The following is a 12,064-nucleotide window of genomic DNA, read 5'->3' as shown; positions in this document are numbered from 1 at the left end:
GGGTCGTGCGGGATTATTCGTCCTGCGGACTCACCTTTCAGGCCAACGCTCTGCGTTGTTGTCTCGTTTCGCTCGACTCGAACCTTTGGCGGTTCTCATCCCTACGATTTGATTGCCCTACAGTTCTTCATAATGGTGGGTCGTGCGGGATTCGAACCTGCGACCAATTGATTAAAAGTCAACTGCTCTACCAACTGAGCTAACGACCCGCTGTAATGCGGTACTGCTTACGACATAATGGTGGGTCGTGCGGGATTATTCGTCCTGCGGACTCACCTTTCAGGCCAACGCTCTGCGTTGTTGTCTCGTTTCGCTCGACTCGAACCTTTGACGGTTCTCATCCCTACGATTTGATTGCCCTACAGTTCTTCATAATGGTGGGTCGTGCGGGATTCGAACCTGCGACCAATTGATTAAAAGTCAACTGCTCTACCAACTGAGCTAACGACCCATTATGCATTACTGCCTACTATAATTTCCTGTTGCTTTAACGTTTTACAGTTGTCTTGGCAACGGCGGCATATATTACTAATTTCTCTTCACAGTGCAACTTAAATTTCTGTTAATGCGTTTAACTGCTTGTTCTTCGCTCGCTAAAGCCCAGAAATTAGTCAATAAGACCAATTACTGGACTCGCAAAAGGCTAAAGAGCAGATAAACGTTTCTGTGCCTGTTTAGCGGCATCAGTATTGGGATATTGCTTGATCACTTGTTGATAAACCGCCTTCGCTTTATCGCTTTGGCCTTTATCCTGCATGATCACCCCAACTTTAAACATTGCTTCTGAACTTTTTGGTGACTTAGGATAATTTTTTACTACAACAGCATAATAATATGCGGCATCGTCTTTCTTACCCTTATTGTAATACAACTGCCCTAGCCAGTAGTTGGCATTAGGCTGGTAAGTAGACTTTGGATACTGCTTCACAAAACTTTGGAAAGCAGTGATCGCTTGATCATATTGCTTTTTCTCAAGAGCCAGAGAAACCGCAGCATTATAATCGCTGTTTTCATCACCAGTACTGGCTGCAGGTGCCGCTGTAGCCGCTGCTGCGCCTGCGGTGGCAGTATCAGAACTTCCTGTCGCTGCATTATCTGTCGCAGCGCCAGTAGCCGCAGGCGTTGAAGTCGACGCCCCCTGACCACTACCCAGACTCTCCATCTGCTGATAGATCTGTTTTTGTCGCTCAACAATTTGATTGAGCTGATACTGATTTTCTTGGATCTGACCGCGTAAACTATCTACATCGCGTTGCGAATCTGATAGTTGTTGCTGAAGTTGAGTTAATAGTTGGCTGTGAGCGTTGGAAATACGCTCAAGTTGAGTGACTCGATCTTCTACCGAGCCGGAGCCGACATTACTGATTGGCGCTTGGGCAGTAGCGGCCCATGGGACCGCTACGCCAACCAGTAACGACAGACCCACAATGTGACGTCTGAGGTTACTGTTCATGCGATTCTCTTAGTAAACCAGAACTGCACGACGGTTTTTAGCGAACGCTGCTTCGTCATGGCCCAGAACTGCTGGTTTCTCTTTACCGTAAGAAACGATAGAGATCTGGTCAGCAGAAACGCCTTTACCTTGCAGATACATTTTCACTGCATTTGCACGACGCTCGCCCAACGCGATGTTGTATTCTGGCGTACCGCGTTCATCCGCGTGGCCTTCAACAACAACTTTGTAAGATGGGTTGCTACGCAGGAATGCAGCATGTGCATCCAGCATTTGAGCGAAGTCAGAACCGATATCGTATTTGTCGAAACCGAAGTAAACGATATTGTTCTTTTGCAGTTCTTGCATCTGAAGACGCGCTTGCTCTTCGGAAGACATGTTGCTGCCATTTTCTGTACCAGTGCCAGCGCCCATGCCAGATTGGTCATTATTTGCGCTTTTGTTAGAACTACAAGCAGCGATAGCCAGAACTGGCAATGCCAACATCAGCCCTTTCAGCACTTTGTTCAGTTGCATCTCTTTGATCCTTTTTTATAGTTTGCCATACATACGTATTTACACATGCATCACAGATACGGCGACCAGGCAGGAAATTTGACCTGTCCATCAGTTGCCGGAAGACGCGCTTTGAAACGCCCATCAGTCGAGACCAGCTGTAACACGGCTCCCAGCCCTTGTGTCGAGCTATAGATAACCATGGTGCCGTTAGGCGCGATACTAGGCGTTTCATCCAGGAACGTGTCCGTTAATACTTGAACGGCTCCCGTTACTAGATCCTGTTTGGCGATGTGTTGTGCCCCACCATTGGAACTGACCAATGCCAGGAATTTACCATCAGGACTCACATCTGCGTTCTGGTTCTGAGAACCTTCCCACGTGATTCGCTGAGGCGCACCGCCATTAATATTCACTTTATACACTTGCGGGCGGCCACCCTGATCCGAGGTATAGGCCAGATTCTGGCTATCCGGGAACCAGCTTGGTTCGGTGTTGTTGCTACGACCATCGGTAACCTGACTAATTTGACCAGACCCCAAATCCATAACATACAAGTTCAAGCTGCCGCTTTTAGATAAAGCAAATGCCAGCTTAGAACCGTCCGGTGAGAAGGCTGGTGCACCATTATGGCGAGGGAATGAAGCCACTTGTCTAATTGCACCATTGGCCAGCGTCTGGATAACCAGGGCTGATTTGCCACTCTCAAAAGTTACATAAGCAATTTTGCTACCATCTGGAGACCAGGCTGGTGACATCAAAGGTTCAGGAGAACGATGCACCACAAACTGGTTGTAGCCATCATAATCAGAAACCCGCAATTCATGTGGGAACTTGCCGCCATTGGTTTGCACAACATAGGCAATACGGGTACGGAAAGCACCTTTAATCCCAGTCAGCTTTTCAAATACTTCGTCACTGGCAGTATGCGCAGAATAACGTAACCATTGCTTGGTTACTTTATACTGATTTTGCGCCAAAACGCTACCGGCGGCACCAGAAGTATCCACTAACTGGTAAGAAACTACATAGCTGCCATCAGCACTTGGTTGAACCTGACCGACAACAACAGCATCAATACCCAACGCAGTCCAGGCCGCAGGCGTTACTTCAGCTGCAGTGGAGGGTTGCTGTGGCATGCGCGCTGCATCAATTGGGTTAAATTTACCACTATTACGTAAATCCGCGCCAACAATAGCGCCAATTTCTTCTGGTGGTGTACCAGGTCCCATCCATTTGAATGGAACAACCCCAATTGGGCGAGCAGAGTCTACCCCTTGGGTAATCTCAATTCGAACTTCTGCGTGTAAAACAGAAGCCCATAAAACTAAAAAGCCTAGCGCAACTCGAAATGCCTGCTTCATCTTATCTCCCTTACCCGAGCGGGATGCCCGCGATAATTAGCAGAATTTTAACAAACCCACGCAAACAAAACTACATAATCCCTAGTCGATTAACAGTGTTATTCACTACTAATCAAACTTTATTGCGGTTTAAAATCAAGTGGAACATTCTTAAACACTTCATAAACATCCTGACTTGGAGGTTTAGGGATTTTAGCCAGTTTAGCTGCGGCGATAGCGGCCTGACACAGTGCCGGGTCCCCACCTTCCGCTTTAACATCAATTAATAGACCATCTGGCGCCAATTTAATTCGCAGATTACAGGTGCGGCCTTTGTAAAGGTCTGCATCATAAAATTTACTTTGGATCGCGGCCGTTACCTGTCCTAGATAACCACTGATATCACCCGCGGAAGCTCCGCTCTTCTTGCCACCACCTTTACCGGCTGCAGCAGCGCCAGCACCTGAGCCACTTTTCGGCGCATTCTTGGAGTTTGCCAAGCCGCCAAACAAATCATCAACATCCGTTGCAGCTGCGGCTTCTGCAGCTGCTTTCTTCTTGGCCTCAGCAGCAGCGGCTTTTTTAGCATCCGCGGCGGCTTTCTTCTCAGCATCAGCAGCAGCTTTCTTTTCAGCCGCTTCTGCGGCAGCCTTTTTCGCATCTTCTGCTGCTTTCTTCGCGTCAGCATCAGCTTGTTTCTTCGCCGCGGCGGCTACAGCAGCCTCTTTTTTGGCTTCGGCTTCGGCTTTTTTCTGAGCTTCAGCCTGCGCTTTCACCAACTTATCAGCTTCTGCTTTAGCCTGAGCTGCAGCGGCTTCAGCCTGCTTCTGCTCTTCTTTCGCTTTAGCAGCAGCAGCGGCGGCAGTTTTCTGTTGCTCTGCAGCCTCTTTTTGTTGCTCAGCGGCTTGTTTCTTCTGTTCTTCAGCCGCCTGCTTCGCATCTTCCTGTGCTTGCAGACGCTCTTTTTCCAATTCTTTCAGGCGTTGTTGTTCTGCCGCCTGCTTCTGCTGTAGTTCTTCAGCTTGCTGATCGGCTTTTTTCTGGCGTTGCTGCTCCGCGCGTTTAGCGTCCGTCTGCTGTTGCTGCTGACGGTTATACTGCTCGGTCACCGCGCCCGGATCGACCATAACGGCGTCAATAACTTCGCCGCCTGCACCGCCGCCGCCCATTTCAGTCGTCTGCGTCAGAGAGCCCCAAATCAACAGGGCAATCAATATGATGTGCAGAACCACCGACACTATAATGGCGCGATTCAGCTTATCATTTTGCTCGGTTGCCTTACCCACGCTCGATTTCCACACTCGATGTCCGCGCTCTATTTCTAAAAAACGGAACTGCTAAAAACAGGGTATCTACTGGCTGGATTCACTCTCAATTCAGCCAGTATCAACACAAATTTATATCGGTTGAGTCATTAAGCCCACCGACGTCACTCCAGCCTGATGCAGCATATTAAGGGCCTTAATAATTTCATCATAAGGAACCTCTTTCGCACCACCAATCAGGAACACGGTCTTCGGATTTGCTTTCAATCTCGCTTGAGCCTCTGCCACAACTTGTTCTGAAGGCAGTTGCTCCATCCTCTGATGGTCAATCACCAGCGAATATTGACCCACACCTGATACTTCGACAATGACCGGAGGATTATCATCACTGGAAACGGTTTTTGAATCCGTCGCATCAGGGAGATCTACCTCAACACTTTGCGTGATAATAGGCGCGGTCGCCATAAAGATCAGCAATAGCACCAGCAAAACGTCAAGCAAGGGAACAATGTTAATTTCAGACTTAAGCTCGCGACGTTTACGACCACGTACTCGCGCCATACAACCCCCTACTTATTTGCTCTCGGCGCTGGCAAAAGCCTGGCGATGCAGAATAGCAATAAACTCTTCCATGAAGTTGTCATAGTTTTGTTCAAGCTTATTCACACGCTGGTTCAGCCGGTTATAGGCCATAACAGCAGGGATGGCAGCAAACAGACCGATCGCCGTAGCAATCAGTGCTTCAGCAATACCTGGTGCCACCATTTGTAAGGTCGCCTGCTTTACTGCACCCAGAGAAATAAAGGCATGCATAATCCCCCATACTGTACCAAACAGACCGATATACGGGCTAATGGAACCAACAGTACCGAGGAAAGGAATATGGGTTTCCAGCGCTTCTAATTCACGGTTCATAGAGATGCGCATCGCACGAGAAGCGCCGTCAATCACGGCTTCGGGTGCGTGGCTGTTTGCACGATGTAAGCGGGCAAACTCTTTAAATCCAGAATGGAAGATTTGCTCGGAACCACCAAGCGTATCGCGACGAGCCTGACTTTCTTGATACAGACGGGACAGCTCAATGCCGGACCAAAATTTATCTTCGAAAGCCTCTGCATCGCGGGTGGCAGCATTCAGAATACGCGTTCGCTGAATGATGATCGCCCATGAAGCAATAGAAAAGCCCATCAATACCAGCATGATAAGCTTAACGAATAGGCTTGCCTGCAGGAATAAATCCAGAATGTTCATGTCAGCCACTACTTAAACTCCGCGACAATAGACTTAGGAAGCGCTCTTGGCTTCATTTGGTGTGGATCGATACATGCGATCAATACTTCTGCACTACTCAGAAGATTGCCATGTGAGTCGAGAATTCGTTGAGCAAACGTGAGAGAAGCTCCACGCATTGCGGTAATTTCACTCTGAACTTCCAGCATATCATCAAGACGTGCAGGCGCCAGGTATTCTACCGTCATGCGGCGGACAGCGAAAGCAACATGCTCACTGAGCAATTGCTGCTGGTGAAAATTGCGTTGGCGCAACATTTCCGTGCGCGCCCTTTCGTAAAAGGCAACGTAGCGCGCGTGGTAAACCACGCCACCAGCATCGGTGTCTTCAAAATAGACACGTACCGGCCATCGAAACAACGTATTACTCACTCTACTTCCCAGTAATGCAGTTAACGGACACACTATACTGAAGAGCGTTAAGCTTTGGAATCACTTGCGAGAATAGAACGAAAATAATTATGGGCCAGGCGGCCCATAAAGGAGAGATTGTACTCAGATTAGGCGAAACACATTCAGATTAGCCAAAAAAGTAGAATAATCCCGCGCCCAAGATCACAATTGCAGGAAGTGGTGAGAAAAAAGCCCGTAACCACACCCGCTTAGGGCGAAAACCTACGCCATGAATCACACCGGTACACACTGCCCACACGATAAATACCTCTTGCCAGACTTCAAGTGAGCTGGTTGCCGCCGCAAAACGCGAAGGGTCCCAAAATACACAAAAAGCCACAGCAAATGCGAGCACCAGTGAAAGGGCCCGTAAAGGGCCCTTATCCATTAATTCGTACAGCTTATCGGACAACATCATCATTGCCATTGTTAGCGGCTTTCGCTGCTGCGTTGGCTTCACTCTGCTCCAGCGCCAGAGCAGTAATGATACCAAAGGAGCAGGCCAGAAGTGTCCCTAGAATCCAGGCAAAATACCACATGCTTTATGCTCCTTAGTACAGTGAATGCTTGTTGTTTTCGATAAAGTCTTTATCAATGCGCCCGAACATTTTGTAATAACACCAGCTGGTGTAAAGCAAGATGATAGGCACAAAGATGATCGCAACAATGGTCATCACTTTCAGCGTCAACAGGCTAGATGTTGCATCCCACATTGTCAGACTGACATTTGGCATCGTGCTTGATGGCATAACGAACGGGAACATGGTGACCCCGGCGGTCAGAATCACGCAAGCAATGGTCAGTGATGAGAACAGGAAGGCCCAAGCCCCTTTTTCAAGACGCGACAGTATAATAGTGAACAGTGGCAGAATCACCCCTAGAGCAGGCAGCGCCCACAAGCTTGGGTACTTGTTGAAGTTAATCAACCATGCACCAGCCTGATGTGCGACTTCTTTGCGCATCGGGTTAGATTCAGCGGCTGTATCCAACACTGAAGTAATCACAAAGCCATCAATGCCTTTAACTAACCAGATACCGGCCAGCAGGAATGCAACGCCCATGACCAGCGCTGAAATTTGCGCAGCGGCACGGGAACGCAAATGCAACTCACCACGCGTACGCATTTGCAGGTAAGTTGCCCCTTGAGTGACCAGCATGGTCAAGCTGACAACACCTGCTAACAGGCCAAACGGGTTCAGTAACTGGAAGAAGTTACCTGTGTAGAACAGGCGCATGTACTCATTCATGTGGAACGGCACACCTTGCAGCAAGTTACCAAATGCCACACCGAAGACAACGGCAGGCACGAAGCTACCAATGAAGATGCCCCAGTCCCACATATCGCGCCAGCGGCTATTCTCCAGCTTAGAACGGTAGTCAAAACCGACCGGGCGGAAGAATAATGCAGCCAAGACCAGAATCATCGCGATATAGAAGCCGGAGAATGCGGCTGCATACACCATTGGCCAGGCAGCAAACAGTGCCCCACCCGCGGTAATCAGCCAAACCTGATTGCCATCCCAGTGAGGGGCAATCGAGTTAATCATAATACGGCGTTCTGTATCATTCTTACCGATGATACGCAGCAGGATACCGACGCCCATGTCGAAACCATCGGTGACTGCGAAACCAATCAGCAACACACCGATCAGCAGCCACCAGATAAATCGTAATACTTCGTAATCAAACATAAGTGGACTCCTGTTTACCGTGCTTCCTGCACTGGGGCAGTCGGCTGTTCAAAATGATAGCGGCCAGTTTTCAGGCTGCTAGGCCCAAGGCGCGCAAATTTGAACATCAGGTACATTTCTGCCACCAGGAACAGCGTGTACAAACCACAAATCAGTGCCATGGAGAACAGAATATCGCCGGCAGTGACGGATGAATTTGCAATAGCTGTTGGCAGCACTTCACCGATGGCCCATGGTTGACGGCCATATTCAGCCACAAACCAACCTGCTTCAACTGCAATCCACGGTAATGGAATACCGTACAGTGCAGCACGCAGTAGCCATTTCTTCTCGCCAATCCGACCACGAACCACGTTATAGAACGACAGGCCGATGATCAGTAACATCAGGAAGCCACAAGCCACCATGATGCGGAATGCGAAGTAAAGCGGCAGAACTTGCGGGATAGAGTCCTTAGCAGCTAACTGGATTTGCTCTTCAGTCGCGTCTGTTACGTTTTCTGTATAGCGCTTAAGTAGCAGACCATAGCCAAGATCCTGCTTCGTTTTATTGAAGGCCTCACGTATCGCCGGATCAGTATTGCCGTTACGTAATTGCTCAAGCAGATGGTAAGCCTGGATACCATTACGAATCCGCACTTCATGCTGAGACATCAAATCACGTAAGCCAATAACCGGTGTATCCAGTGAACGGGTGGCGATTATGCCCAATGCAAATGGAATCTGAACCGCAAACCGGTTCTCCATCGTTTCCTGATTAGGAATGGCAAACAGCGTAAAGGCTGCTGGAGGTGGCTGAGTTTCCCATTCCGCCTCAATTGCAGCCAGTTTGGTTTTCTGCACGTCACCCATTTCATAACCAGATTCATCACCCAGTACGATAACAGACAGCGTTGCGGCTAAACCGAAACTTGCAGCGATAGCAAAGGAACGTTTGGCAAACGGAATATCACGGCCTTTCAGCAGATAGTAAGAGCTGATACCCAGAACAAACATCGCACCGGTAACATAACCTGCCGCCACAGTGTGAACGAACTTCACCTGGGCTACTGGGTTCAGAACCAGTTCTGAGAAGCTCAGCATTTCCATACGCATGGTTTCAAAGTTGAAGTCAGACGCAATCGGGTTTTGCATCCAGCCGTTAGCAACCAAGATCCACAATGCAGAGAAGTTAGAGCCTAATGCAACCAGCCAGGTTACGGCCAAATGCTGGTGTTTACTCAGACGATCCCAACCGAAGAAGAATAGACCGACGAAAGTAGATTCCAAGAAGAACGCCATTAAACCTTCAATTGCCAAAGGGGCACCGAAGATATCACCGACGTAATGTGAGAAATATGACCAGTTAGTCCCGAACTGGAACTCCATAGTCAAACCAGTAGCAACCCCCAGAGCAAAGTTAATAGCAAATAACTTGCCCCAGAATTTGGTCATATCTTTATAGATTTGTTTACCAGACAGCACGTAAACCGATTCCATAATTGCCAGCATAAACGCCAAACCGAGCGTAAGTGGGACAAATAAGAAATGGTACATTGCCGTTAAGGCAAACTGTAACCGTGACAGTTCGACAATATCAAACATCTTGACTCCTTGCTCCTCGCAGGAAGACTCCGACTTGCGGTAACGCGACCTCCATGTAAATTGGAAATCTCATATTGACCCGCAGTGAATGCCCAAAAAAACACAACAAAAATAACAATATCAACTACCCAGTATTACACCGCGGTAATAGTACGCTTCTAATCCCACACAATAAATAGGATTTTACGTGACCCAGCTTTGAGTTCTGGATACAGGTCAACAAATAGGCCATTTACCTATCATGCCGTAGTTTGATCCAGAACAATTTAAGCCCATATGAACATTATTGCCATATTCAAAACTTGATTTAGAACAATTAATTCTTTTTCATGTTAATTAAAAGTTTGATTGTTTTTATATAACCAACAACTGTTAATGAAATGTAATTTTATGGTTTAGCTAATGCTTTATTACGTCGTTATTATGCGATCCAAGTTAACTTTTAAATTTATTAGTTTCAGGGTGCGTTAAATCACAATTTCGACTTTTACATGAATATATTAGTCTATTTTGGAGGAAGCGTTCGCTAGTGTTGCCATTTTGTTGCATGATAAAGTGCAATTATTTGATAAATATTGAATCCCCTACAATGAAAAAAATAGCGCTCACCACATTACTCTGTGTCAGTACCACCACTATTGCCGCACAACAAGTCGATGTCACTATCTTGGGCACCTCTGATTTACATGGCACTTTTGTGCCGTGGGACTATGCCAGCGACAGTGAAAATCTGGCGGGTAGCCTGAGTCAAATAGCCACCCAAGTGCAGAAAATTCGCGCCGAGCAGCCCAACATTATTTTGGTGGATGCGGGCGATACCATCCAGGGCAACTTTGTTGAGACCTTTAAATATGAACCCATCAGCCCGATGATCCTCGGCTTTAATGCCTTGAAGTATGATGCCTGGGTGATGGGTAACCATGAATTTGATTTTGGCTTAAAAGCCCTTTCTACCTCTCTTAAGCAATTCGACGGTGCTGCACTGGCGGGTAATATTTTCTGGGATTCGGGTAAGCCCTACCTGCCCTCTTATAAAATTATTGAGCGCCAAGGAGTTAAAATCGGCATTATCGGCATGGATACTCCAATGACCGCCGAGTTCGCTCAAGGAACCGACCGCATCAATGGGATCCATTTCACGGACCCGGTACAGGAAGTGAAAAAGGTGATTCAGCAAATCCAGCCGCAAGTCGATGCCATTGTGCTGGTTGCTCATATGGGGATAGATAATGAAAATCAGCGGCCAGGAACGGGGGTTGGCGATATAGCCAAAGCCAACCCAGAACTCGCAGCTATAGTTGCTGGCCATATGCATGTGAAGATTGATAAAGCCGTAGTTAATGGCGTTATTATTACCGAGCCAGATAAATATGGCCGTGCGCTGTCCCGTATTGACCTGAAATTTGAGCAGCGAGATGGAAAGTACCAGCTCATCGACAAAGACAGCTATACCTACCCTATCAAAGGTATCAAGTCAGATAAATCGCTAGAAGCTATTTACCAGCCTTACCATGATATTTTGCGCGCTAATGCTAATCGGGTTATTGCTAAGTTGAGTGGTAACAATCTGGTGCCGCCGGATGAGATTAAAGGCATTCCTCAAGTGCATGTGCAGGACACAGGTATCAGCGCGCTGTATCAGGAAGCAGCTCATTATTATGCTCCCCATGCCCAAGTCATCGCCTTACAGATTGATAATGACCATCCCAAGCTGGATGTCGGTGATATCACCGCTAAAGATATTGCATTTAACTATCAATATGCTGGCGGTGAAATTACGGTTTATTCTCTAACCGGCAAAGAGTTAAAACAATATATGGAGTGGTCGGCTGGCTACTTTAATCAAGTCAAACCAGGCGATGTCACTTACAGCTTTAATCCACAACGTCGTGCCTCAAAATACTCAACCAATGACTTTTTTGATGGCGTGACTTACACCATTGATTTGCGCCAGCCAGTAGGTTCGCGGATCACCGATTTACGTCTTAATGATGGCACCCCGGTCCTTGATATCACCGCGATTCATCTGGGAATGAACAGCTACCGGATGGGCCATTTGACGCAAAAAGGTGGCGTGCTTGAGGGGCAAAAATTCCCAGTATTGTCGGACAGTAAAGTACAATACGGTGAAGAAGAAGGCACTATCCGTCATCTGACTATTCGGTATCTGACTGATGTTAAGTCTGGAAAATATGAGGGCAAACCTCAGCAACGTTGGCAATTAGTGGGATTAGAAGGCGATGAGAAAGAGCGGCAGATTGTTAAGAAAATGATTAATCAGGGGACTATTTCGGTCCCGTCAACTGCCGATGGCAGTTATACCAACATTGCCTCAATCAACGTTAAAGATAAATTGTTTAAGGATAAAGCCAGTTACACTGCAGCATTAACGGCGTTGCAACAGCAAGCCGCCAGTGCCAAGACTGAGCAAGCCAAGCAACAAGCCCAAACGGATATTGCATTAATTACTGCTTTAAATAAGTTCTGATTGAGTATTAAAAAGGCCACCGAAAGGTGGCCTTTATATCGAGCTCGGCTATTTAGCCAGCAGA

At 47.5% G+C, this 12,064-nt stretch carries 12 protein-coding genes, 2 tRNA genes and 2 other RNA genes; 1 reads left to right on the top strand and 15 read right to left on the bottom strand.

The annotated features are described in order from the left end of the window. From DJ58_RS22985 to cydA, 15 genes are all read right to left on the bottom strand, one after another. Positions 1–119, bottom strand: a non-coding RNA gene (locus DJ58_RS22985) — RtT sRNA. Between the two features lie 14 nt (positions 120–133). Next, positions 134–209, bottom strand: a tRNA-Lys gene (locus DJ58_RS02640). 29 nt (positions 210–238) lie between these two features. Next, a non-coding RNA gene (locus DJ58_RS22980) (RtT sRNA) lies at positions 239–361 on the bottom strand. A 14-nt stretch (positions 362–375) separates the two neighbouring features. After that, positions 376–451: transfer RNA gene (locus DJ58_RS02645), tRNA-Lys, on the bottom strand. Positions 452–643: 192 nt separating this feature from the next. Then, positions 644–1,453, bottom strand: coding sequence for a cell division protein CpoB (cpoB, locus tag DJ58_RS02650; RefSeq protein ID WP_032911944.1), 810 nt, complete (start codon positions 1,451–1,453; stop codon positions 644–646). Positions 1,454–1,462: 9 nt separating this feature from the next. Further along, positions 1,463–1,969, bottom strand: coding sequence for a peptidoglycan-associated lipoprotein Pal (gene pal, locus DJ58_RS02655; RefSeq protein WP_004712295.1), 507 nt, complete (start codon positions 1,967–1,969; stop codon positions 1,463–1,465). 50 nt (positions 1,970–2,019) lie between these two features. Then, complete coding sequence (gene tolB, locus DJ58_RS02660) at positions 2,020–3,312, bottom strand: Tol-Pal system beta propeller repeat protein TolB (protein WP_004712294.1); 1,293 nt, start codon at positions 3,310–3,312, stop codon at positions 2,020–2,022. Positions 3,313–3,431: 119 nt separating this feature from the next. After that, positions 3,432–4,577 carry a cell envelope integrity protein TolA gene (tolA, locus tag DJ58_RS02665; RefSeq protein WP_004712293.1) on the bottom strand — a complete coding sequence of 382 codons (1,146 nt, stop codon included), beginning with the start codon at positions 4,575–4,577 and terminating at the stop codon, positions 3,432–3,434. A 111-nt stretch (positions 4,578–4,688) separates the two neighbouring features. Continuing rightward, entirely contained in the window at positions 4,689–5,117 is a 429-nt protein-coding gene (gene tolR, locus DJ58_RS02670; protein WP_004712292.1) for a colicin uptake protein TolR, read from the bottom strand. A gap of 12 nt (positions 5,118–5,129) precedes the next feature. Continuing rightward, positions 5,130–5,816 (bottom strand): Tol-Pal system protein TolQ, encoded by a 687-nt coding sequence (gene tolQ / locus DJ58_RS02675; RefSeq protein ID WP_004393307.1) that lies wholly within the window; start codon positions 5,814–5,816, stop codon positions 5,130–5,132. Continuing rightward, a complete protein-coding gene (gene ybgC / locus DJ58_RS02680; protein WP_005165498.1) occupies positions 5,816–6,217 on the bottom strand; it encodes a tol-pal system-associated acyl-CoA thioesterase in 402 nt (133 codons plus the stop codon). Before ybgC ends, tolQ begins: the two co-directional genes overlap by 1 nt. A gap of 148 nt (positions 6,218–6,365) precedes the next feature. Then, entirely contained in the window at positions 6,366–6,653 is a 288-nt protein-coding gene (gene ybgE, locus DJ58_RS02685; RefSeq protein ID WP_172460473.1) for a cyd operon protein YbgE, read from the bottom strand. Further along, positions 6,640–6,777 carry a cytochrome bd-I oxidase subunit CydX gene (gene cydX, locus DJ58_RS02690; RefSeq protein WP_004712290.1) on the bottom strand — a complete coding sequence of 46 codons (138 nt, stop codon included), beginning with the start codon at positions 6,775–6,777 and terminating at the stop codon, positions 6,640–6,642. Before cydX ends, ybgE begins: the two co-directional genes overlap by 14 nt. A 12-nt stretch (positions 6,778–6,789) precedes the next feature. Next, positions 6,790–7,929, bottom strand: a complete 1,140-nt coding sequence (gene cydB / locus DJ58_RS02695; protein WP_004712289.1) for a cytochrome d ubiquinol oxidase subunit II — start codon at positions 7,927–7,929, stop codon at positions 6,790–6,792. Between the two features lie 14 nt (positions 7,930–7,943). Continuing rightward, positions 7,944–9,512, bottom strand: a complete 1,569-nt coding sequence (gene cydA, locus DJ58_RS02700; RefSeq protein ID WP_004712288.1) for a cytochrome ubiquinol oxidase subunit I — start codon at positions 9,510–9,512, stop codon at positions 7,944–7,946. A 589-nt stretch (positions 9,513–10,101) separates the two neighbouring features. On the opposite strand from cydA, the gene DJ58_RS02705 reads away from it, so the two are divergent. Then, positions 10,102–12,000, top strand: coding sequence for a bifunctional metallophosphatase/5'-nucleotidase (locus DJ58_RS02705; RefSeq protein WP_004712287.1), 1,899 nt, complete (start codon positions 10,102–10,104; stop codon positions 11,998–12,000). Positions 12,001–12,064 lie beyond the last annotated feature (64 nt).

Origin of the sequence: Yersinia frederiksenii ATCC 33641 (assembly GCF_000754805.1) — a bacterium.
In the GTDB taxonomy this organism is placed as follows: Bacteria; Pseudomonadota; Gammaproteobacteria; order Enterobacterales; family Enterobacteriaceae; genus Yersinia; species Yersinia frederiksenii.
The sequence above is the reverse complement of the archived record's forward strand: the minus strand, read 5'-3'. Positions and strand labels throughout refer to the sequence as shown.